General features: G+C 40.2%; 17 protein-coding genes. 7 read left to right on the top strand and 10 right to left on the bottom strand.

Features of this window, described 5'->3' with window-relative positions; genetic code table 11:
- Positions 1-101 precede the first annotated feature (101 nt).
- The 3 genes from ACZ5WS_RS13305 to ACZ5WS_RS13295 all read left to right on the top strand — a co-directional run bounded on the left by ACZ5WS_RS13305 (position 102) and on the right by ACZ5WS_RS13295 (position 5,453).
- Positions 102-530: a hypothetical protein gene (locus ACZ5WS_RS13305; RefSeq protein ID WP_464709035.1), complete on the top strand. Its 429-nt coding sequence runs from the start codon at positions 102-104 to the stop codon at positions 528-530.
- 730 nt (positions 531-1,260) lie between these two features.
- Entirely contained in the window at positions 1,261-3,978 is a 2,718-nt protein-coding gene (locus ACZ5WS_RS13300) for a TonB-dependent receptor (protein ID WP_464709033.1), read from the top strand.
- A gap of 107 nt (positions 3,979-4,085) precedes the next feature.
- Positions 4,086-5,453: a hypothetical protein gene (locus ACZ5WS_RS13295; RefSeq protein ID WP_464709030.1), complete on the top strand. Its 1,368-nt coding sequence runs from the start codon at positions 4,086-4,088 to the stop codon at positions 5,451-5,453.
- Between the two features lie 32 nt (positions 5,454-5,485).
- On the opposite strand, the gene ACZ5WS_RS13290 is transcribed toward ACZ5WS_RS13295, so the two are convergent.
- From ACZ5WS_RS13290 to ACZ5WS_RS13265, 6 genes are all read right to left on the bottom strand, one after another.
- Positions 5,486-5,740 carry a DUF3862 domain-containing protein gene (locus ACZ5WS_RS13290; protein ID WP_178955722.1) on the bottom strand — a complete coding sequence of 85 codons (255 nt, stop codon included), beginning with the start codon at positions 5,738-5,740 and terminating at the stop codon, positions 5,486-5,488.
- A 26-nt stretch (positions 5,741-5,766) separates the two neighbouring features.
- Positions 5,767-6,603 (bottom strand): peptidoglycan binding protein CsiV, encoded by an 837-nt coding sequence (locus ACZ5WS_RS13285; RefSeq protein ID WP_464709026.1) that lies wholly within the window; start codon positions 6,601-6,603, stop codon positions 5,767-5,769.
- A complete protein-coding gene (mfd, locus tag ACZ5WS_RS13280; RefSeq protein ID WP_464709024.1) occupies positions 6,603-10,076 on the bottom strand; it encodes a transcription-repair coupling factor in 3,474 nt (1,157 codons plus the stop codon). The genes ACZ5WS_RS13285 and mfd overlap by 1 nt, the downstream gene beginning before the upstream one ends.
- Positions 10,077-10,126: 50 nt before the next feature.
- A complete protein-coding gene (locus ACZ5WS_RS13275; RefSeq protein WP_464709022.1) occupies positions 10,127-11,020 on the bottom strand; it encodes a carbon-nitrogen hydrolase in 894 nt (297 codons plus the stop codon).
- Positions 11,017-12,072: an agmatine deiminase family protein gene (locus ACZ5WS_RS13270; RefSeq protein ID WP_464709019.1), complete on the bottom strand. Its 1,056-nt coding sequence runs from the start codon at positions 12,070-12,072 to the stop codon at positions 11,017-11,019. The genes ACZ5WS_RS13275 and ACZ5WS_RS13270 overlap by 4 nt, the downstream gene beginning before the upstream one ends.
- Before the next feature lie 120 nt (positions 12,073-12,192).
- Complete coding sequence (locus ACZ5WS_RS13265) at positions 12,193-12,795, bottom strand: PilZ domain-containing protein (protein WP_464709017.1); 603 nt, start codon at positions 12,793-12,795, stop codon at positions 12,193-12,195.
- Positions 12,796-13,081: 286 nt separating this feature from the next.
- Between ACZ5WS_RS13265 and ACZ5WS_RS13260 the strand changes: the two genes are divergently transcribed.
- The 4 genes from ACZ5WS_RS13260 to phnW all read left to right on the top strand — a co-directional run bounded on the left by ACZ5WS_RS13260 (position 13,082) and on the right by phnW (position 19,001).
- Positions 13,082-13,633 carry an RNA polymerase sigma factor gene (locus tag ACZ5WS_RS13260; protein ID WP_178955731.1) on the top strand — a complete coding sequence of 184 codons (552 nt, stop codon included), beginning with the start codon at positions 13,082-13,084 and terminating at the stop codon, positions 13,631-13,633.
- Positions 13,630-14,706 (top strand): FecR family protein, encoded by a 1,077-nt coding sequence (locus ACZ5WS_RS13255; RefSeq protein ID WP_178955733.1) that lies wholly within the window; start codon positions 13,630-13,632, stop codon positions 14,704-14,706. Before ACZ5WS_RS13260 ends, ACZ5WS_RS13255 begins: the two co-directional genes overlap by 4 nt.
- A gap of 9 nt (positions 14,707-14,715) precedes the next feature.
- On the top strand, positions 14,716-17,748 hold the full coding sequence (locus ACZ5WS_RS13250; protein ID WP_464709014.1) for a TonB-dependent receptor plug domain-containing protein: 3,033 nt from the start codon (positions 14,716-14,718) through the stop codon (positions 17,746-17,748).
- A 155-nt stretch (positions 17,749-17,903) separates the two neighbouring features.
- Positions 17,904-19,001 carry a 2-aminoethylphosphonate--pyruvate transaminase gene (gene phnW, locus ACZ5WS_RS13245; protein WP_212751293.1) on the top strand — a complete coding sequence of 366 codons (1,098 nt, stop codon included), beginning with the start codon at positions 17,904-17,906 and terminating at the stop codon, positions 18,999-19,001.
- 52 nt (positions 19,002-19,053) lie between these two features.
- Here the strand turns inward: phnW and ACZ5WS_RS13240 are convergent, their stop codons facing one another.
- The 4 genes from ACZ5WS_RS13240 to ACZ5WS_RS13225 form a co-directional block, all read right to left on the bottom strand.
- Positions 19,054-19,740, bottom strand: a complete 687-nt coding sequence (locus ACZ5WS_RS13240) for a GntR family transcriptional regulator (protein ID WP_464709013.1) — start codon at positions 19,738-19,740, stop codon at positions 19,054-19,056.
- Positions 19,741-19,829: 89 nt separating this feature from the next.
- Positions 19,830-21,221: an FAD-dependent oxidoreductase gene (locus ACZ5WS_RS13235; RefSeq protein ID WP_464709011.1), complete on the bottom strand. Its 1,392-nt coding sequence runs from the start codon at positions 21,219-21,221 to the stop codon at positions 19,830-19,832.
- Positions 21,221-22,030 carry a phosphonoacetaldehyde hydrolase gene (gene phnX, locus ACZ5WS_RS13230; protein ID WP_290170741.1) on the bottom strand — a complete coding sequence of 270 codons (810 nt, stop codon included), beginning with the start codon at positions 22,028-22,030 and terminating at the stop codon, positions 21,221-21,223. The genes ACZ5WS_RS13235 and phnX overlap by 1 nt, the downstream gene beginning before the upstream one ends.
- The gene (locus ACZ5WS_RS13225; RefSeq protein WP_464709008.1) at positions 22,027-23,358 is read right to left on the bottom strand and encodes a DUF5690 family protein; all 1,332 of its coding nucleotides are present in this window, start codon (positions 23,356-23,358) and stop codon (positions 22,027-22,029) included. The genes phnX and ACZ5WS_RS13225 overlap by 4 nt, the downstream gene beginning before the upstream one ends.
- Positions 23,359-23,391 lie beyond the last annotated feature (33 nt).

Here is a 23,391-nt window from a genome sequence, read left to right as displayed (position 1 = left end):
TATTTTTTGAGGTGATTTGTACCTTACTCACTCATTAAAGCCGATAATCAACCAACTTGCCCTAAATGTTGGGCCCATACATTAGATATTTGAGAACCTGCATGTATATATATAGAGTATGCTTACTTTCTTTTCTATTATTTTTACTAGGTTGTGACTTTTCTGGATCAACATCAACAGCAAAAGTAAGCCAATCGCAAACTGAGTGTAAAAATAACAAACCATGTCATTTTGAAAATCAAGTTAAGGTTTGGTTAAGCGAAGAAATCTTATCACCAGAGACACCGTTTTCAATTTATGCTCACTTACCTAATGATCTAACAATAACAGCGGCTAAATTGGAGGGAGTAACTATGTATATGGGTTACATTCCATTGCAGTTTACTAAACAAGATAATATTTGGTTAGCCGATACTATGGTTGGTATTTGCTCAGAGCAAAATATGGTTTGGAAATTAGTGCTCACTGCAGTTAATGAAAGCACTTCGGTTAACCAAACGGTTGAATATTATTTTAATGTTACTCACTAAAATGTTTTAGTTTTCAATTATTCATAATCGCACTATTTTTTGTGTAACACACTCCTGAGGCATAGTTTCTTTCCTAGCCGATGTTAGGGTCTGTTTTATGCTCAGCATAAAAAAGCTACATTCATTACTAAGTTAAAGCGCTGGGACTGTAAGCGCAATGATACCCAATAATCAAATCTGATCAGCGCTATACCAACATATGCAATAAAATACTTTTCTTCTATTACACCCTCGTTTTGCTATTACTCCTTTATAGGTATAGATCTAGATTGAAACTCTCAATAAACATAAAATTTGCACGATTAAAACTTTTAGTAAAAAAATTCAGACTAAATAAACAATCTACTTGCATAAATATGGTTAGTAATTAACACCTAGTTTTACCGTTTTAATAATGAGCTGTGATTAACATGTTAATTTACCTATTAAGGGCACATTAATGATTAAATTACATTTGATTACAAACTCCATATATTTGATTTCACCTATGTTTTTTATGTGATTGCGCTTGGTTAAGTTCATGACTTTTATCTGTTTTTATTAATTAACAATGAAACATGCTGTAACCTTTGTCCCTTTCATGGGGTACCTTAATTTTGGCTGTTTATATAGTGATCTTCCGTTAAGTTTTCGTTCAGTTAAAGGCGCCTAAGTTGCCCCCGCTCACTCAAAATTCTCATAAAAGTGAGCGTTACCAATTTAGGTAAATTTCAACAAGTAGGGTTCATCCATGAAAAAATCAACTCTTGGTTTAGCTGTAATTGCAGCAATCCCAATGTTCTCAAGTGTTCAAGTTTTAGCTGCAGACGAAGCAGTAAAGTCAATTGAAAAAATTCAAGTAACGGGTTCTCGTATCAAGCGTTCAGACATGGAAAACGCAAGCCCAGTTACACTTATCGGTGCTGATGACATTCAAGCTATGGGTGCAACAAGTATTGATAGTGTTTTACAAAAAATGACCGCTACGGGCGGTGCAATGACCAACCCAGGTATTAATAATGGTTCGGGTGGCAACGCACGTATCGATTTACGTGGCTTAGGTGCTAACCGTACATTAGTACTTGTTAATGGTCGTCGTATGATTGCATCAGGTACTGGTGCAGCATCAACGGTTGATTTAAACACCATTCCGGTTTCGATGATCAAACAAGTAGAAGTACTTAAAGATGGTGCATCTGCTGTATACGGTACTGATGCGGTAGCAGGCGTAGTCAATATTATCTTAAAAGATAATTTTGAAGGCCTAGACATGAACGTAAATTCTGCAATTACCGGTGAAGGCGATGCAACAGAAAACTCTATAGATTTCACTGTGGGTAGCTCTTTCGATAAAGGTAATATCGTTATCGGCATGCAGTACACAGATCGTGGTAAAGCATCACAAGCAGATCGTGACTTTTCAGATTGCCCAATCGCAGAAGATGCAAACGGGTTAAACTGTAACGGTGGTTCTGTTTATGCTGAGGGTGGTCACATTTGGCAAGACAGTACTACAACAGCATTAAACGATAAAGGCGAAGAAGTTAGCGTTGGCTTAGCACAAGGCGACAACGGTTTAAGTGGTCAAGGTGGTCTACACCCATTTACTGATGCTGATCGTTACAACTTTTCACCAACAAGTTACTTATACACGCCAATGGAGCGTTTAAATTTAACGGGTATTGCAACTTACGAAATTAGTGATGATACAAGTTTATTCGCTGAGTTCACTTACACCAAGCGTTGGTCAGAGCAGCAAATGGCACCACAACCTGTATGGTTTGGTTTTAAATATGATGAATCAATGGGTGACTCACTTCTTGGTCAATCATACACAAGTAAAGTAGACCGTAACGGTGATGGTTACGCAGATGTAGATGCTGATGGTAAATACATTACTGAATCTGCAAACTATGCGTACGGTGATGACCTTTTCTACGGTCGCCGTATGTCTGATACTGGTCCACGTATTTTTGAACAGTCAGTTGACACTGTTCGCGCCGTTGTTGGTGCTGAAGGTTTTGTAGGCGATTACTCTTGGGACGTTTCAGCGAACTTCGGCCGTAACGATTCGGTTGATAAGTTAAGTAACTTACACAACATGGGTGCGATCGGCGATAGTATTTTACGTACCGTAGATGGCGAAGTTAAGGGCACATTTAACCCGTTAGATCAGTCTGCTTGGACTTCAGAAGATTTCCGTAAAAATGTATACACAGAAGTAAATAATGGTGGCAGCCAGTTATTCATTATCGCGGCATCTGTTTCTGGCGAGTTATTTGAATTACCTGCAGGTTATGCAGCATTTGCTGCGGGTGTAGAGCGTCGTCAAGAAAAAGCGTGGTTCACACCAGATTCACTAACTGCGCAAGGCCTTGCAAATGACCCTATGGTTGAACCAACAGCAGGTGGCTTTGATGTAAACGAAGCCTATGTTGAATTTGCGCTTCCACTACTAACAGATGCACCATTTGCGCAAAATGTAGAGCTTAGTGCCGCTATTCGTGCATTCGACTACAGCACGTTTGGTTCTGATAATACATGGAAATTAGGTTTAACATGGAAAGCAAATGATGAATTAATGCTACGCAGCGTTGTTTCAACGGCTTTCCGTGCTCCAACGGTTTCAGAATTATACTCAGGTAACTCTCCATCATTTAATCAAGTTGAATTCCCTGGTGCACAAGAGCAGGCTGAAGTAACTGTTGGTGGTAATGATGCATTAACACCAGAAGAAGCTGATACATTTACTGCGGGTATCGTGTATGAACCGCAGTGGTTTGATGGTTTCTCAATGACACTTGATTACTACTCAATTGAAATTGAAAACGCAATTGCAACTGTAGACAATCAATACATTGTTGATCAGTGTTTAGCTGTAGACACTAATGCAGGTTCTGCACTATGCCAGTCAGCAAATGTAAATCTAGACTCTACGGGTCGTATTACTTTTAACAACCAATTACAAAACATTGGTTCTGAAAAGACATCGGGTGTTGATTTAAATCTTGCATACAGCTTTGAAGCAGTAGGTCTTAACTGGAAAGCGGGCTTAGATACAACTTACTTAGATGAATATGTTGTAGAAGTAACTGGTTCTCCTGTTGATTACGCAGGGTTAGTAACATCTGGTTCAGGTGGTTACGCAGATCTTAAGTCAAACCTAACCATTAATGTGTCTGGCGATAACTGGGATGCACAATACCAAATGCGTTACATCGCGGGTATGGATAGCTACGCATGTTTAAATAAAGACACGTGTTATGCACCTACAACACCATCAGTTATCTATAGTGACCTAAGTGGTAGCTACCTAGTAAATGATACTGTTTCTCTTACTGCAGGTGTAAACAACTTGTTCGATAAACAGCCTCCTTACTACACTGGTAACAATGATTCAAACACTGACCCGTACACATACGATGTACTAGGTCGTCGTTTCTTTGCAAACGTAAACGTAAAATTCTAATTTTAACTAATTAGAACCACTAAAAGGCCTAGTTTTTACTAGGCCTTTTTTGTTGAACAAAATTAAAGAGGCACGTAAACTCAGGTAAGTAAAATTAGGAGGCACCATTGTTAAAGCAAGACGAAAATTTATCGTTTGTTATTGAACCGCAATTATCACCGCGTGCAGAGCAGCGTCTCGATCTTTATTTTTCTATCCCAAATGAAATGGGAATTAATGCACAAACACTCAGCGAAGAGTCTTACTTTAATAACCAATTTAAATCTTTTGTAGCCTATAACGCGAATAACATTCACCTTCCATTAGTGCGAAGCCGCTTTGTGAGTAAAAACAAAGGTGAGCAGCAAGACTACCGACAAAATTTAAATTTATATTGTTATCAAGTACGTCTCGCCATTGATGCTGATATTAAAGATGCGTTAAAAATTCAAGAAAGCGATGAATTTTATCAACGGGCCATGGAGCTTTGCGAGCAAAGCCAAAGCTTACTCAGAAAACTCAGACGTTACACCCCAGATAACGAAAAGCTGATCCCGTTTTATACCAATGCTGATAATTACCTAAGTTGGCAAATTGAACAAACTTTTTTAAAGCTGCTTGATGAAGGGCCGCGCAGTAGCGATCACGCAAAAGAGCGAAATGACTTATTAAACTTTTGTAAGTCAGAAAGTGACTACCGAGCAGAGCAACAATATAATTCTGACTCAACACTTAAAGACGCCAACAGAATCACTAATAAAATGCGCCTATTGCAGCGTTTAATAGAGCATGGTGTGATTTTGCAGCGCCAAACCCGTTATCTTAATAGTTATTTAAAACGCTTGGTAAAAGGCTCTGTAACAGCCGTTATAATGGCTTTTGTGATGGTGGTTATTTTAAATGCACGTTCTACCTTTACTGAAATAACCGCTTCACTGATTTTGATTTTAGGGGTTATTTACGGGTTAAGAGAGATATTTAAAGAGGATATCACTCGTATTATTTGGCGTGCTATTGTGCGAGGACGGCCAAAATGGCGCTTTATTTTTAAAAACAGTATTACAAAAGATAAAGTAGCGAGCCAGTTTATTTGGTTAGAATATACGCGGTTTAAAAAAATCCCTAAAGAAGTGAGGAAAATTTTCTCTAAGCGTCGTCAGCAAAATAAACAGGCGGCGCAATGGCTGCATTTTGCTAGTGAAACGCGGGTCAGTGCTAAAGAATTTTTGCCAGGCTACGATAGCTTACAACAAACATTGCAATTTAATCTTGCACCATTTGCACGTTATTTAAAAAAGGGGGAAGGGAAGCTCTACCATTTAGAAAATAATAAAATCTCTAAGCAAGGAGTTGAAAGACGCTACCAATTAAATATGGTACTCGTTCAGACTGAATCTAATAATGCGCTGTATCAGCGCTATAAAATCACTTTAAATCGCAGTAAAATTGTTAATATAGAGCTGATTTACACCAGCGACAGTAAAAAAGAGGAATAACACAGGTTATTCCTGTTTTTACTTAAACTAAACTATTTATCCGTTAGTCCTTTTTTGCTGTATAGCGTTACTTTGTCTGATACTAAGGTAATTTCGATATTTTTAGCGTCATTACCCCAAGTACAGCTGGTATGCAGTGTTTTTTCTACACAATTATCAGCACTGCCTAAAAGAGCTTCAACTTCTGTTTTATCCATACCTATTTTAATCTTTTCGTAATTTTCTAAGCTTACTTTTGAGCAAGCTGCAAGACTGAGTGCTGCAAAAATAATAAAAAGTTTCTTCATTGCTACTTCCTTTGAAATGAGTATTGTTAATGATTAAATTTTCGAATTTGCACAATCATCCCCATACGAGGGTGATCAAAATAATGAATGTCTTCACTAAACACCCGTCTAAACTGTGAAAAGCGGGCTGACTCTAGATCGCCATTGTTACGTCTTTCATTTATATCAAAGTGTGCATTAATGAATAAGTAATGGCGCAAATGTATTTTGAATAGGCCATCTAATTCCCATTTCATTTTGGGAGATTGAACTTCGTCAAACAGTGGCTCAGGCGTATTTATTAAGCTAATAAAATCAGAATCTGCGTAGCTAATCGTGGTGTTCATATTGTTTTTTAATTGGCTGCCTGCAAACAAGTGAATGCTAGGCGAACGTAATTTGCTCGCACCTTCAAATCGCCACCCAGTATGTAATAAAGGAGTTAACCCTTTACGGTCTAGGGCTTGGCGTTGTGATTGAAACTGCAACTGCTCAGGGGCTAACAGGTAAGTTTGCTCCATCGTCTCTTGTGCAGGTGCTTGAGGGATCACTGGCAGTACATCGTAACTCTTGACATAATCAATGCTGTCGTTACACGCTGCTGACTGAGGGTTTGAGTTGACTAGAGTGTCAGCAAAGGTACGCTTTTGAAAACGCGGATCGCCGTTTATACATGCGTCCATTGCTTGGCTTTTATAAACAGGGCTTAGTAAATCTAAGGTGTTTTTATCTTCAATGGCGTCGTGCTTTAAGCTAAAGTCTTCTTGTAGGTATGGGGCAAAGGGTTGTTTAAATATCAACACTTCTACTTCAAACCAACGCTCTGCAAATGCAGTACTACTAAACAAGCAGCATAAAACAACCAGCGATTTTTTCAGCAACATTAATGGCTAACCTTTTTTTCGAAATCTGCAATCATAGCAGTGATCATTTTTAAGCGTTCACGGGCATTCGCCTCGCTAATGGCAAAGCGTAATTTATTTGCGCCATCCATCTTATAAATATGTGGCGCACTTTGTATCAAACCAATAATGAAGCTAGGATTAACCTTAGTATTTTGACTAAACTCAAAGTAGCCCCCTTTCGGGTTAGCCTCTATTTTAGTTATGCCTAAATTACTCGCTTGCATCTTTAGTTGTTGTAAACTAAATAAGTTTTTAGCTGCATCAGGTAATAAACCAAAGCGGTCTATTAATTCAACTTGCAGCTCATCAATATCAGCAAGGTTAGCACAACTTGCTACTCGCTTGTACATACCTAAACGCGCGTTAACATCATGAATATAATCATCAGGTAACAAGGCAGGTAACTTTAAGTCTACTTCTGTTTGTTTTTGTAATAGATTTTCAAGGGTTGGCTCTTGACCATTTTTAAGTGCGTTAACGGCTTGCTCAAGCATTTCCATGTATAAATTAAAGCCAATGGTTTGCATTTGCCCTGATTGATCATCGCCTAATAGCTCACCCGCACCACGAATTTCTAAATCATGAGTTGCTAAGGCAAAGCCTGCACCTAAATCTTCCAATGATGCAATCGCATCTAAACGTTTTTTCGCATCTTTAGAGAGTGCCTTAGGGTTACCGGTAAGTAAGTAAGCATAGGCTTGATGATGGCTTCTACCTACACGTCCGCGCAATTGGTGTAGCTGAGCAAGACCAAGTTTATCGGCTCTATCCATAATTATGGTGTTTGCTGTGGGCACATCAATACCGGTTTCAATAATCGTGGTACACACAAGGACATTGTATTTTTGATGATAAAAATCGGTCATTATTTGCTCTAGCTCTTGCTCTCGCATTTGACCATGTGCAGAGGTTACTGTTGCCTCAGGCACCCATTCACTAATTTCTTGAGCGACACGTTCAATGGTTTCTACGTTGTTATGTAAAAAGTATACTTGACCGCCACGTTTAATTTCACGTAGTACCGCTTCGCGAATAAGCTCTTCGTCGCGTTGGCGTACAAAGGTTTTAACCGCTAAACGTTTAGCCGGCGCAGTGGCAATAATTGATAAATCACGCATGCCACTCATCGCCATATTTAATGTACGCGGAATAGGGGTTGCGGTCAGAGTGAGTATGTCTACATCAGCTCTCAGAGCTTTAATTTTTTCTTTTTGACGAACCCCAAATCGGTGTTCTTCATCAACAATTAACAGGCCTAAATCTTTGAAGTTGATATCTTGTTGAATCAATTTATGAGTGCCAATAACCACATCTAGCTTGCCATCATTCATTCTTTCAAGGGTTTCTTTTTGCTCTTTGGTCGAATTAAAACGCGATAGCACCCCCACTTCAATTGGAAAATCAGCAAAGCGGTCTTTAAAGTTATCGTAGTGTTGTTGAGCAAGTAGGGTGGTAGGGACTAAAATAGCCACCTGCTTATTATCGTTAACCGCTACAAAGGCTGCCCGCATAGCTACTTCGGTTTTACCAAAACCCACATCACCACATACTAAACGATCCATGGCTTGTTTTGACTGCATGTCACCAAGTACCGCTTCAATGGCGTTACGTTGATCATCTGTTTCTTCAAACGGAAAGCTATCACTGAATTGGCGATAAGCTTGGCCATCAAGCGTAAACTTATTACCAGGCTTGGCTTGGCGTTGTGCGTAAATATCGAGTAACTCAGCAGCCACATCACGGACTTTTTCAGCGGCGCGTTTTTTTGCTTTATCCCAGGCATCAGAGCCGAGCTTATGCAGTGGCGCACTGGCCTCTTCACCCCCAGAGTAACGACTAAGCATATGAAGTGCCGATACCGGCACATACAGTTTTGCTTCACCTGCATAAGTAATGGTCACAAATTCAGTCACCACACCGGCGGCATCAATCGTTTGCAGCCCTTGATAACGGCCCACACCATGGTCAAGGTGCACAACCGGTTGTCCTTCTTTAAGCTCTGCTAAGTTACGAATTAACGCGTCTTGGCTTGCTTCATACTTGTGCTTACGGCGTCTGCGTTGTGATACTTTGATCCCAAGCAATTCTTGCTCGGTAATAATGCTCAAGCTTGGTTTAGTACTAAGCACCACACTTTGCTCAAGCGGACTGACAATTAAACCAACGTCATTACTGCTGTTGGTAAACTGCTCAAAGCTATCAAATTCTTTAAATTTTAAGCCGCTGGGTTTTAATATACTCAGTAATGATTCGCGTCGACCGTCCGACTCAACACTAATAACCACTCGGCCTTTTTTCTTTTTTTGCTCAGCTACATAGTTAATAAATGCATCGTAGGGTTGATGTTGTTTATGATCGATGCGTACATTGGGCAATTCATTAACTGCGAGATTTTTATTGCCCGCTTTTGTGCCTAACTTTGCTTGCGATAGACGAATGCGGCCATAATTGCCTAAATTAGAAAACAGCTCATTAATTGGCTGATATAACTCATCGGGTGGTAATAGTGGGCGTAGAGGATCTACACGGCGGTTCTCATAGCGTACATTAACATCGTGCCAAAAGTTATCTGCTGCATGCTCTAAATCTCCTAATTGCATGACGGTTGTTGAGTCAGGCAAGTAGTCGAAAATGGTTGCTAAGCCTTCAAAAAATAGCGGCATGTAATATTCTATACCTGCTGGCCAATTACCTTTACTGACCTGCATGTAGACAGAGTCTTGCTCAGCACTTGCGCCAAATTTTTCACGATAGCTTATTCTGAAACGTTCAATATCTGATTCGTTAGTAGGAAACTCATGAGCAGGTAGTAGCTCAATTTTTTCTACTTTATCGTCTGAGCGCTGAGTTTCCACATCAAATAAACGGATGGTATCAAGCTCATCATCAAAAAAGTCGAGCCTAAATGGATGCTTACTCCCCATGGGGTATAAATCAACAATTGAGCCGCGTATAGCGTACTCGCCATGCTCCATGACTTGTTGCACATGTAAGTAACCCGCTTGCTCTAAATTGTCCCGCAGGGCATGGGTATCTAATCTGTCGCCTACTTTAAAATTCAGCGTTGAGCCGTATATAAATGATGCTGGGGCAGTGCGCAGCATCAAGGTTGATACCGGCACAATGAGCACGCTTTGTTGCTCTTTTTTCAGTGTATTGAGTGTTGCTAAACGTGCTGAAATAATATCTTGGTGGGGAGAGAAGTGATCATAAGGCAATGTTTCCCAATCTGGAAAAACCATTACTGGGTTATCAGGCAGCAAGTACTCTAATTCTGTTTCAAGGCGCAGAGCACTTGGTGTATCAGGGGTAACAATTAACACTAAGTTGTCTTGCTGCTTAACACCTTGTGCAATAGCAATGCTTAAGCCACTGCCTAGAAGTTCGCCCCATTGAATTTTATCTTTTTGAGATTTTACCCAAGGCAAGGCTGCCCATTGCTCAAACGCCATTAATTACTCCATTAAATTAGGCTCTTAACAAGTAAGAGCCACATTATTATTTAGTCACGGTAAATTTTTGTTAAATCTTGATAATGATCAATTCTACGGTCGCGTAAATACGGCCAGATACGTCTTACGTTCTCGCTGCGTTTTTGATCAAGTTTTACCATTAATATTTGTTCATTTTGGTTATCAGCCTCTGCCAACATTTCGCCTTGAGGGCCTGCAATAAAAGAGTTGCCCCAAAATTGAATGCCGTCACTTTGACCGCTCGGATCGCTTTCATGACCAACTCGATTACAACTAATTACCGGAACGCCATTAGCAACCGCATGCGCTCGTTGTGAAATAACCCAAGCATCTTTTTGGCGGGTTTGCTCGTCTTTATCGTCGCGTGGATCCCAGCCAATAGCTGTCGGGTAGATTAAAAGTTCAGCACCGGCCATTGCCATTAAACGCGCGGCTTCAGGAAACCATTGATCCCAACACACCAGTACGCCAAGCTTACCGACTGAGGTTTGAATAGGCTCAAAGCCTAAGTCCCCGGGAGTAAAGTAAAATTTTTCATAAAACCCTGGGTCGTCTGGAATATGCATTTTACGGTATTTACCTGCAATGCTGCCGTCTTTTTCAAGCACCACGGCGGTATTGTGATAAAGACCCGTAGCACGTTTCTCAAATAATGAAGCTACAATAACAATACCGAGCTCTTTTGCGAGTTTGCCTAAAGTGTTGCTACTTGGGCCTGGTATTGTTTCGGCCAAATCAAATACATCAACGTCTTCGGTTTGGCAAAAATATAAACTGCGGTGTAACTCTTGTAATACAACAAGTTGCGCGCCTTTACTAGCTGCATCGCGAATGCCCGCAATTGACTTTTCAATATTATGTTCAGCGTTGTCACTGTTGCTTTGTTGCACTAAGGCAACTGATAAATGTGCAGGGCTTGTCATTGTGCTGCTCCAGCTAAAAATCCACGAGGTAATTGCATTGTAATACAGTGAAGACTGCCAAATTGCTCAATAACAGGTAAACAATTTACACCAATAATTGTGTGCTCTGGGTATGCTTTTTGAACTTGTGTTAAAGCACGTTGGTCGTTTACATCATCATAAATAGGCACTAATACTGCGTTATTTATAATTAAGTAATTTGCATAGGTGGCAGGTAGACGCGTATTTTCATCGTCATACACGGCTTTTGGCCACGGTAACTCAATTAGCTTATATGGGGTGTTATCAGCAGTTTTAAAGCTTTGTAGTTGTTTTTCCATGGCATCTAGCGCGCTAAAATGCTCATCGCTTTTATCGTCACATTTTACATACACAAGGGTGTTGTTAGGTGCAAAGCGAACAAGCGTATCAATGTGGCTATCGGTGTCGTCACCGGCTAAATAACCATGATCAACCCATAAAAAATCAGTAGCGCCTAAGTGCGCTTTTAAAAGTACTTCTATGTCACTTGGATTTAAATCAGGGTTACGGTTTTTATTCAGTAAACATTCGCTGGTTGTTAGCAATACACCGTGTTCATTAATTTCAATACCACCGCCTTCAAGCACCATATCGAGGGCTTGATACTGGTTACTTGTATTACTTAGCTGTTTAACTAATGTGTGGTTTATTTGATTATCAAGGGCGCTTTCAAACTTATTACCCCAGCCATTAAAGGTAAAGTCGTAGACTTTTAATTGATCTGGCTTTTCTATAGCGCTGCACGTAAGTGGGCCATGGTCACGCGCCCACGTGTCGTTAGTAGGAGTAACAACAAAATATACACGGGTTTGCTCAATACCAGCATCATTTAGTAATGAGCTAATGTGGGTTTTTAATACCTCATCATGAGCAACAATCACTAAGGCTTGTTGCGCAGTAATATGTTTCGCAAGTTCAATATAAACGGGTTCAACACGTGCTAAATTATCAGCCCAATCGGTATTTTTATGAGGCCATGTAAGCATAACAGCATCTTGCTCGGCCCATTCAGGTAAAAGTCTAAAGTTCATGGATTTTTAATACAAATAAAGATGGGGCTAGTTTAGCAGTTCAATTACAGCTAAGTCACTTTTAAATAAACGTTTGAACTACAATTTAAAGCGATTTAAACAGGTAAATAAACACTCGTGTTATTCGTTTGAACTCTCTTTCGCTTTTTCAAGTTGTTGACGCTTTTTAAGTTGGCGTGTTTGCGCATGTAAACTGGCTCTAACAACCAACTCTTGATCACTGTCTCTTATTGATACAAACAGCAGGGTATACTGGTAATGCTCATTGCCTTGTTTTTCTATAGCAACAACTTCGCTATAACAATACACCGCAGAGGCTTCATGCTGTAAAAACAGTTTGGTACGAAATTTCTGACCTAATGTGTACAAATGTTCACTGGTAAACTTAATTCCGCCGCCGCCATAACTATCGCAATAAATTGAGTTATCTTCAGGTTGTTCTGAAGCTAAAATATGGCTCATGATCAAATCTATCTTACGCGACTGGGCTTGTAAAAACGTCGTCAGTTCTTGGGCAATATCTCCTAAATTACGCAAAGGACCCAAAGCACTTTGATCTAAACTACTGACTTCGTTAGCAAGTTTAAATAAAGGCGGAATATCTGCGTCTAGTTCAGCCAAACTTTTTGGTACCACTGCGTCATCTACGGCAAATAGATTGACGCGATTGCTCTCTTCAATTTGAAAGTAAAGCTCAAAATCAGCTAATTTTTGATTATTCATTTTTAACTCCTAGCCTCTATCCGTTAATAGTAGCGTTGCGGTTATTAAATTACTACACAGCAACCCAATAAAAATTAAGCTAAATAAGGGTTTGGCTTCACTATAAAAACGCTAGGGGTGCTACTTTTTATACAGCCATAATGATTAAGAACATAATAAATATTAATACATTTATACTGAGTGCGTATATTCGCAACTAATAAATAACCAATAATTAACAAAATGCCTTGTAATTAACCATAAAACTCGTAATCTTACCGTAATAATAATAACAAGGGACTACCACGTGGCTCGAGGAATTAAATTAGCCAGTACATTCTCAGATATATCCACGCAACTGCGGCGCTTTGTGTCTAAAATTGTGTTACCTGACGATGTTGATGATATTGTTCAAGAAACCTTTGTTAAAAGTTATGAAGCAGAGCTAAAACAAGATATTCAATACACCCGCAGTTATATGTTGAAAACAGCTAAACATCTCGCCCTAAATCATATAGCTAAATGGGATAATAAATTTAGTACTCCTTTAAATCACGAAACTGAACTTCCTAAATTGCTAAAATCGATGCAATTAGAAGATGAATATACCTCCAAAGAACGTTTTTTACTATTTTGTCGTGCTACTGAGCAACTAAGCCCTGTAGTGAGAAAATGTTTTATATTAAAAAAAGTATATGGGATGAGCCAAAAAGAGATCGCACAGCAAATGCAGCTAAGTCAAAGTACGGTAGAAAAGCACATTGCTAAAGGGCTACTAAACACCATGCTATATATGCGCGACGAAGCGCACGATGAGAATTGCCAACAAAGTGCGAGCATAGTGAGGGCTGTAAAATGAGTAACATCCATCAATTTACATCAAAAGAGTTAATCTTAGAAAAAGCATCGCAATGGATAAGCGCGATTGATCGTGGCTTAAGTACACAAGAGCAAGAGCAATTTAAACTGTGGATGCTACAAAGCACGGCTCATCAGAATGCGGTATATGAATTAGCACAACTGTGGGATGACTTAAGTGTGCTTAACGAGCTCAGCGTATTATTTCCTAATAAGCACTCAGCTGGCATTCAAACCAAGCCTGCTTATGTATACGGTATTGCGGCAAGTGTTGTTGCAGCCTTAATGATGTGTAGCTACTTTTTGCTAAACATGCAGAGCAACTTTAACCAAGATCTCGCTAAAGTAAATTACACAAAAATTTATAAAACAAAGGTTGGCGAGCAAGCAACCTATGTTTTACCAGATGGCACAATAGTTCAGCTTAATACTAATAGTTCATTGGAAGTCGCTTATAGCCAAGGACGCAGACAGTTATTACTAAGTCGTGGAGAAGGGCGTTTTAATGTAGCTAAAGATGCATCACGCCCGTTTAGTGTTATGGCGGGGGATAAAAGCTTTACCGCGCTTGGTACAGTATTCAACGTGCAGCGCAATACCTCTTCTGATCTCGAATTGGTAGTCACTGAAGGTAAAGTGATGATCACCGACCCTAGTGTTGCTGTTAATGCTGACGATTTTAAAGCGTATCAACAAGCTGATAACAGCAACCAAGATATTCGCCAAATTAATGCCAACATTGTGATTTCTGGTGAAAAAGCCATTATTGAACAAAGCGTTACCAAACCAATCACACAGTTATCGGTTGATGATGTACAACGTGATTTAGCTTGGCAAAATGGCATGTTGATATTTAATGGCGAAAAGTTAGTTGATGCCTTAAATGAGGTTAGCCGTTATACCGCCACTCGGTTTGAATTATCATCTGATGAATTAGCGCGCATTAAAGTGGCAGGCGTTTTTAAAGCAGGTGATGTTGCAGGGCTTTTAGAGAGCCTACAAAATAACTTTTCAATTGAACATGAGCGTTTAGGCGAGCATGTTGTTAGTTTAAAATATCAAAAAAAATCATAGGTAATGGTAATGAAAATCACGCCATTGTTAATCAATGTTACTCATAAGGGTGTAAAAAGTAATTTAAAGATTAAAAAAATGATAAAAACCTATAGAGGATTTTTGTTTGCTAACTGTTTATATAAGTTGCGCAGTAACCATACGTGTTATTTAAGTCCGCTGGGACTCGTTGCACCGCTGTTTTTTAGTATCAGTGTGCATGCGAGTCAAACTGAGGGACAAATGATGCAGTTTGATATAAAAGCGCAACGAGCAGACAAAGCCTTGATAGAATTTGCTAAGCAAACTGAACAAACAGTGGTTTTTTCGTATGAGCTTGCTAAACAGTACGAGGCAAATTCATTATATGGATTTTATTCTCAACTCGATGCGTTAAACGCATTGTTAGCTGAGACTGAGCTCGATGCGGTTGTTGATCAAAATGGTTTACTGAGTATTAAACTCAAACAAATCAATAGGAAGAATAACAACATGATGAAGCTTTCAGGAGTTAGTGCTGCCGTATTACCTGCTTTACTTGCAGTTAATTCACAAGGAATAAATGCCGCTGAACAAAGCGCAGAACAAAACATCGAAAAAATTGCTATTGTAGGTAGTCGTGTCGCAGGACGTTCAGTTGAAGACTTACCTGTCCCCGTTGATATTTTAAGTGCAGAAGCACTCGAAAACACCGGCCAAACAGAAGTTGGCCGCATGCTTCAAGCTATCGCACCTTCTTTTAACTTTTCAAGTTCATCTATTAGTGATGGTACTGATGCATTAAGACCTGCAACGTTACGTGGCCTTGGCCCTGACCAAACATTGGTATTGATCAATGGTAAGCGTCGCCACCAAGCAAGTATTATTCATATTAATACCTCGGTTGGTCGTGGTACTGCGGGTACTGACATGAATGCGATTCCAGCCTCAGCAATTAAACGTATTGAAGTGCTTCGCGATGGCGCTGCAGCTCAATATGGTTCGGATGCAATTGCCGGTGTTATTAATATCGTGCTAAAAGATGGCAGCGAAGGTGGTAAAGCGGCCGTTAACTACGGTGAGTATTCAGAAGGTGATGGCGAAACCGTTAATATTGACTTTAATAAAGGCTTTGCTTTAGGTGATAACGGTTATTTAAATACAACCATCAACTACCGTGATCGTGCACCAACTAACCGTGCGGGCCTTCATGGCTCATGCCAGTTCTATGGCTGTACTGAACTTTCTGATGGCACCTTGCTTGCAGGTGATCCACGCGAATTAACCGCACCACGTGATACATTCAGAATTGGTGACGCTGATTCTCAACAATTTGGTTTAACAGTTAACACCGGCTACGAATTAGGAGCGGGTGAACTATACGGTTTTATTACCTATTCAACTCGTGATAACGAATCAGCGGCATTTTTCCGTCATAATGCCAATGCAGGTGGTAATCCGGTACTTCAAGATGGCGATGCAACTATCCCAGCTGGCTTCTTACCTAAAATAAATACCACGATTGATGATATTTCCTATAACTTTGGTTATAAAACTGAATTTGATAACGACTCAAGCTTAGATTTATCGTACACCTATGGTGAAAACAGTATTGACTACACGACCAGCGATACTATTAACGGCTCTTACGCGAATTTTTTACGTTATGACCAAGGCCTAAGTGCAGCAGATATTCGCGCCACGATTCCCCGTCAAGGTTACGCTTATGGCATGGAGCTATCACTGCAAACGATCAATCTTGATTTTACTCAAAATTTTGATGACTACTCGTTAGCAATGGGTGCTGAAATTCGTACCGATGAGTACCGAATTTTAGAGGGTAGTGAATATGCATATCGTGATTACGATACCAACAATGGTGTTAATATTTACGATGGACTAAGCGGTGGTATTGGCAGCGAAAACGCATCCGGTGGCACACAAGGCTTTGGTGGTTCATCGCCAGCATCTTCGGTTGATGAGTCGCGTGATGTGATCTCATTTTACTTAGATGCTGAAGCTTACGTTATTGAAGATGTGATTATCTCAGGGGCGTTACGTTACGACAATTATAAAGGGTTTGGCGATACAGTTAACTTTAAACTAGCCGGTAACTGGTCAGTAACTGAAGATATTTCACTTCGTGGTGCGCTAAGCTCAGGCTTTAGAGCACCTTCAATGCAACAGTTGTATTTTAACAACATCAGCACACAGTTTGTTGTAGGCCCTAATGGCAATTTAGTGGCTGAAGAAGTAGGGACCTTTAGAAACGATTCAACCCTTGCGCAAAGTTTAGGTATTCCTAAGCTCACAGAAGAGAAATCTCAAAACCGCAGTTTAGGTATCGTTTATAACGTAAGCGATAATATTAATGTAACCTTAGATTACTACTCAATCGATATTGACGACCGTATTGTAATTAGTAATCGCTTAGGTAAAGGCTTATCAAGCAGTCTTGATGCTGCGCTATTAAGCTCGGGTGCAGGTGCAGGGCAGTTTTTCTTAAATGGCGCTGACACTGAGACACAAGGTATCGACTTTGTGGCTACATGGAATACAGAAGGCCTTGGCGGCACGCTTGATTTTACTTTAGCGGCTAACTTTACAGAAACCGATGTCGTGTCGTTATTTACCCCTGCAGGTTCTGGGCTTGAGACCGTGCCAGTTGATGATGTGTTTTCTGATCAAGAAATTTCTATTATTGAAGAATGGCAACCAGAAGATCGAATTAACTTAAGTGCACTTTATCGTCGCGACGACTGGACCGTAAACCTATCGCTTAATCGCTTTGGTGAATACACAGTGGAAGATGGCGGCCGCCAGACTTATGGTGCTGAAATTTTAACTGACATCAAAGTAAATTACTTTGTGACTGACGATTTATCAGTAAATATTGGCGCAAATAACTTATTTGATGTTTACCCGGATGAAAACACCATAGGTAATTCACGTTCAGGCACAATTGTAGATGCTCAGGGTAACACCATTGTCAGCAGCGATGGTGTATTTAAGTACTCACGTCGTTCAGCGCCATTTGGTTTTAACGGTGCTTACTACTACGTAGGTGCAGAGTACCGCTTTTAATAACTCTCCTATTGTTATTTAACAACCAAAGGGCCGTAAGGCCCTTTTATCGTTTTTATAGTTACAGTGTTTATAGTGTCATAAAAACTTCACTGTTTTTAGTTTATGAAATCTTCAATAATAACTGGACTAGACCAGATTGAGTGAAATAAATTATGAACAATTATTTGCTATTAACGCCCGGCCCATTAACGACCTCTAATACTGTTAAGCAGGCGATGCTTAAAGACTGGTGTACTTGGGATGATGATTATAATCGCGACATAGTGCAAACAATACGTAATAAATTAGTATCGCTTGCGACATCACAACCTAATTATACTAGTGTATTAATGCAAGGCAGTGGCACTGCCAGTGTAGAGTCAGCGCTTGGCAGTCTTATTCCAAAAACGGGTAAGTTACTTGTTATTAATAATGGGGCATACGGGAAGCGTATTGCTGAAATTGCCGACTATTTAGCAATTGACTGTCATGTTTTAAATTATACAGAAACGGCACTGCCAAACCTTGATGAGATTGATACTGTTTTAAAAAATAATTCAGGTATTACTCACATTGCAATGGTCCATTGTGAAACGACCACAGGTATACTCAATCCTATTGAAGAGGTTGGCTCACTAGCTAAAAAGTATCAAAAGGTATTTATTGTTGATGCTATGAGCAGTTTTGGCGGTATTGAGTTCGACCTTGCACAGTGGCATATAGATGTAATGATCAGCTCTGCAAATAAATGCATTCAAGGTGTCCCTGGCTTTGGCTTTGTGGTGTGTAAGCAAAGTATTATTGAGCAAAGTGAAGGTATTGCGCGCTCCTTGTCGTTGGATTTATATCAGCAATGGTTATGTATGGAGCAACACCATGGTAAATGGCGTTTTACCTCGCCAACTCATGTTGTGCGTGCATTTTATCAAGCCCTGCAAGAGTTAGATGAGGAAGGAGGAATAGCAGAGCGCTTTAAGCGTTACTCGCAAAACCAAAAGACTTTGGTAGCTGGTATGAAAGCGTTAGGGTTTGTACCTTTACTGAATGAGGAAGTTCATTCCCCCATCATTACCTCATTCTTGTCGCCTAGCGAAGAGCATTATGATTTTAAATCTTTTTATAGTGCGTTAAAGCAAGAAGGTTTTGTTATTTACCCTGGTAAAGTTTCTAACGCCGATTGCTTTCGCATAGGTAATATTGGTGAAGTAGATGAGGCCGATATACAGCGTTTGCTTGATGCTGTGGCAAAAAACCAATATTGGAAAGCTTAAAGCTAATTTCACCCGTGCAAGCGGTGCTTAATTTTCATTAAACACCGCTTTTTTATTGGCCATCAACCACCATTTCAATGGCATTATGCAACCAGTACTCAATGTTATAATCAACTAACAAACCATGCTCATCAAATCGCTTTCGAATAACGTGTAAGCAGGGTGTACCGCTATTTTTTTCAAGTAGATGACTCACTTCATCAGGTAATACCGTGACATTTATTATGCTTTGCTCTTTAACGATATTCGTTGCGTACTGTTTTGCCATAATATCGGTGATAGAGGTATCTAAGGGGTGTGAGTGAAAATCAGCAAAGCGTTTAGCATCACAATAAATATGCTCAAACATTACGGCGCGATTATCTAGACTACGTATACGTTGAAGATGATAAAGCTTTTGGGCATCTAACGCTTGGCAAATTTCAAGCTTTGCCTGCTGTTGTACACTCACGAGTGTCGTTTGTGCAACAAACCCTTGTTGTTTTGCCAATTCATAAAAATTGACTTTAGTAGCAGGGTGCCACTTTAATCTTTTTGGGGTGACAAACCAGCCTTTACGTTTTTGACTGAATATTAGGCCTTCAGCTTCCAACCTCAGAAGCGCTTCGCGTACAGTAATTCGGGTAGAACTAAACTTTTGTTGTAATTCTCGCTCTGAAGGCAACTTATGACCCGCTGCAATCACGTCGGTTTTTAGTAGCGCATGAATATAATTACGGATCTCTTGATATAAAAGCATCGTTTGATTATTTATCCTAAAAAATATAATAGCTTAGCTGAGTATAATATGACTTATATTGTTTATGGTGAGTATTATATTCAGCTAGTTTATGAATCGACTTTAGCAGCATTGCCACTTAATTTAGCCAAAAAATTATCAATACTGCGAACTGCTGCATTACTATCTTCTGCGGCCTCTTTACGTCTTATTGCATTACGTACTAAATATGCACCTGCTGTTCGGATGGGTTCAATAGGAAACTGATTTAGTGATTGATTAACTAAGCCACAGTTTTGCCACTTAGGATCATTATTGAGTACCATTGCACAGAGAATTTTTGCACCCAAATAAGATTGTACAATGCCATTGCCAGAGTAGCCACCTGCGTAAAATACATTTTTTTGATTGTTAAGCTGACCAAAGAATGGAAAGCCAGAAACGCTGCGATCGGAAGCGCCCGTCCACGTTCGTTCTATGGGTAAGTGATGCCTTCCAAAGAAATAATTGAGTGATGATTTTAAAATATCATCATAGCTGCTCGGCAAATCAAACTTTGGATGCACCTTATTACAATAACTAAAAAAGTTTCCTCCTTTACCTAACATTAACCGCCCGTCACTGGTGGTCCGGTAGTAATTAACAAACAGACGAGAGTCAATAATAGCACTGCCGTGATTTAAATTTAGTTGCTCTAAAACTTCTGGGATTGGCTTAGTGATGACCATGTCACTAGAAACCAGTACAACAGAGCGAGAAAATACTTTATGTAAACTAGGTAGCCACGCATTAACCGCAAAAATAACTGTATTGGATAATAGGTTCCCCTGACTTGTATGTACGGTTATTTGTTGATCGCCAAAGTGTTGCATATATTCACATTGCTCTATTATTGTCACTCCAAGCTGTTGCGCGACTCGCTTTAATCCTCTGACGAGCTTCGCTGGTTGTACACTGCCACCATGTGCAGAAAAATGAGCAGTGAGGTTTTGCTTTGAACCGGTTTGTTGTAATTGTTGAGTGTCACAAGAATGCCACGAATTAATTTTAAATTTATCTAAGTAATCAAGCGCGTTACTTAGTCGCCCAATTTGACTCGTGTTGGAGGCTGTATAAAAGCATCCATCAATTCGACAATCACAATCAATAGCATAAGTTAGCGTAAAACGCTTAATATCATGGACGGTTTGCTCAGATTGTTGTACTAAAAAAAGGGCGTTTTCTAATCCTACTAATTTAATCAGACTGGGTAATTTAGTCGACCATGTTAACATCGCACCGCCATTACGGCCCGATGCGCCCTGACCACACAACCCTTGTTCAATAATAGTCACTTTTTTTTGGGGCTGCTGTTGCTTGATTTGAATGGCGGTCCAAAGTCCTGTAAACCCCCCACCGATAATACAAATATCGGTGTGATGATTTTCAGGAAGTTGAGGAAGAAGTCTATCGGCATCCTCCTCTTTTATGGCGTTATCAAACCAAAAAGGTTGATAACTCATTAAGGACGCTCTCCTCGAGCGAGTTTTGCTTCAATTTGCATTAAAACAGGTTCAATATCAGCTAAAGAGTCAATCACAAAGTGAGCACCTGCTTGATATAAATGCTGGTATGCTTGACGGGTTAAAACGGCTTGTTCATCGTTTGAGCACGCTGCCCATTCTTGTTCGGTTAAACCGACAGCATTACCACTTAGGGCAACACCAACAGTCCACATTCCTGCATTTAACCCTTCAGCGATGCCAGGTGCTGAATCGTCAACTTTTACACAGTTCGCAACACGTTGAATGCCTAGTGCATTCACGTTTTCAAGTGCCATCCATGGCCCTGGGCGAGAGCCAGCCGTTAGTTCATCACTACCAACGCTATGATCGGGTTGGTAACCATATTCAGCGGCAGCCACTTCAAGCACGTCCATCACTTGGCGAGGATAGCCTGAACAGCTGCCAATTTTAATACCTTGCTGTTTTAAACGCGCTATTACGGGTAATACGCCAGCAATAGGCATAGCACGATCTGCGACTTTAGCTTTTTGTAATGGCATAAAGGTATTGTAAATATGATCTATTTGCTCTTTAGTCATTGAGCAGCCAAATTGTGCCTGCCAACGAGATTCAATTTCCGGTAATTTACCTAGGGTTGCAATATGGTCCCATTTTCCCATGCCCATCGGAATACGCGCTTGCGCCAGCGTAATATCAAAATCAAACGCGGCTTTAAATGCCTCTACAAAAATAGTGGTTGGCGCTACAGAGCCATGGTCTACAACTGTGCCGGCCCAGTCTAAAATGAGTGCTTCTAAATGTTTCATATTTCTTCTCTTATATATGTAGGTGTAGATACAGGGTGTAACCTGCGAACTTGTTTGAAAGGGGATAAGCGCATTACAAAGTAGCTTAGTGAGCACAATACCAAGAATGCAGCGATACAGCCGACCCAGTAACAGGCGTTTATAAAAAAGTTAAGCCAACTAATCTCAGGCATCACAAAGGTGCGATAGAGTAAGATACTCACCGAGCCCAAATAACCAGCTGAGTCAGCTAAGTAAATTAAAAACCCGGCATTAGCGGTTGAGCCAACAGCAGAAATCATACGGTCAAATAAGAAGCAATTGTAGGGGATGTAACTAATATAAAGGCCAGCCCCAAGGAGCACCATCCATGCCTTAGCGTTTAGTAATTGGCTTTCAAACGCAACAGTACTGCCTACGAACAAGCAGGCACCAAACAAAATGAATCCGTGGTTTACATAAAAAGCGGTTTTATTATTTTTTACTAACACCATTGCACCAAGTGCAATCAAGACTATAAATGCCATACGTATGCCTGCATAGGCGAATATAGCTGGCTCTTGGCCATATCCCAGTGCTTGCCAAATTTCTGCGGCAAAGTTATCGCGAAAGTCACGAAAGCCAGTAAATAATAAGAAACTCAGAATTAAACAACTAATACCAAACCAGTATTGTTTGAAAAACTGCCAGCGGGCTCTACCATTCATAGGTAAGCGTTGTTGACGCGCCTGCTGATCCTCTGGTGTTGGATTGGGTAACAAGGTTAAACACTTAACACTAAGTAACAACAAGGGTAAAAATAACGCTCCGGTTGCGGCAGGCATCCACAGTTCCGGAACATTGAGATTATCTATCAGCCATTTACCGACACTGCGCACTAAACCTGACGCCAAAATAAAGGTGACACTGAGAATAGCACCGAGTATCTCAGAAGTTCGTCTGCCTTCTAAGAAACTAAATACAATACCCCAAATCATTCCCAACGATAAACCATTAAAAAATAGCCATACTACGTTGACTCCAACAGGGGTCACGGCAAATAAAATTAGCGATAATTCAGCTGCTGTAATCATACCAATGATGGCAAGACCCCGTTGTTGGTGCCGCATTTCTGCAATGACCTTAACACCAATAAATTTGGCGCATAAGTAGCCAAATACTTGTGCCAGTATGAGTGCTATTTTAAAGCTAATTTGCCAACTTGGATCGTCAAACTCTGTATAGCTGTTAGCTGTAAAGGGTTTACGAAATGCATACATACAAAAGTAAGTCATAAATGCAGCGCTTGCTGCAAATAGAACAAACCCAACACCGTGTGCACGATGTAGCCACTTTGGTTGCGTAAACATAGGGTTATCCTTCGCGAGGCTTTCGCCCCGCGT

The organism is Pseudoalteromonas sp. 11L1, from assembly GCF_055397545.1.
The sequence above is the reverse complement of the archived record's forward strand: the minus strand, read 5'-3'. Positions and strand labels throughout refer to the sequence as shown.

Excerpts from the sequence above, each read along its gene's own strand:
- ACZ5WS_RS13305 (WP_464709035.1), top strand. The coding sequence starts at position 102 with ATGTATATATATAGAGTATGCTTACTTTCTTTTCTATTATTTTTACTA.
- ACZ5WS_RS13300 (WP_464709033.1), top strand. The coding sequence starts at position 1,261 with ATGAAAAAATCAACTCTTGGTTTAGCTGTAATTGCAGCAATCCCAATG.
- ACZ5WS_RS13290 (WP_178955722.1), bottom strand. The coding sequence starts at position 5,740 with ATGAAGAAACTTTTTATTATTTTTGCAGCACTCAGTCTTGCAGCTTGC.
- ACZ5WS_RS13285 (WP_464709026.1), bottom strand. The coding sequence starts at position 6,603 with ATGTTGCTGAAAAAATCGCTGGTTGTTTTATGCTGCTTGTTTAGTAGT.
- mfd (WP_464709024.1), bottom strand. The coding sequence starts at position 10,076 with ATGGCGTTTGAGCAATGGGCAGCCTTGCCTTGGGTAAAATCTCAAAAA.
- ACZ5WS_RS13275 (WP_464709022.1), bottom strand. The coding sequence starts at position 11,020 with ATGACAAGCCCTGCACATTTATCAGTTGCCTTAGTGCAACAAAGCAAC.
- ACZ5WS_RS13270 (WP_464709019.1), bottom strand. The coding sequence starts at position 12,072 with ATGAACTTTAGACTTTTACCTGAATGGGCCGAGCAAGATGCTGTTATG.
- ACZ5WS_RS13265 (WP_464709017.1), bottom strand. The coding sequence starts at position 12,795 with ATGAATAATCAAAAATTAGCTGATTTTGAGCTTTACTTTCAAATTGAA.
- ACZ5WS_RS13255 (WP_178955733.1), top strand. The coding sequence starts at position 13,630 with ATGAGTAACATCCATCAATTTACATCAAAAGAGTTAATCTTAGAAAAA.
- ACZ5WS_RS13250 (WP_464709014.1), top strand. The coding sequence starts at position 14,716 with ATGAAAATCACGCCATTGTTAATCAATGTTACTCATAAGGGTGTAAAA.
- phnW (WP_212751293.1), top strand. The coding sequence starts at position 17,904 with ATGAACAATTATTTGCTATTAACGCCCGGCCCATTAACGACCTCTAAT.
- ACZ5WS_RS13240 (WP_464709013.1), bottom strand. The coding sequence starts at position 19,740 with ATGCTTTTATATCAAGAGATCCGTAATTATATTCATGCGCTACTAAAA.
- ACZ5WS_RS13235 (WP_464709011.1), bottom strand. The coding sequence starts at position 21,221 with ATGAGTTATCAACCTTTTTGGTTTGATAACGCCATAAAAGAGGAGGAT.
- phnX (WP_290170741.1), bottom strand. The coding sequence starts at position 22,030 with ATGAAACATTTAGAAGCACTCATTTTAGACTGGGCCGGCACAGTTGTA.
- ACZ5WS_RS13225 (WP_464709008.1), bottom strand. The coding sequence starts at position 23,358 with ATGTTTACGCAACCAAAGTGGCTACATCGTGCACACGGTGTTGGGTTT.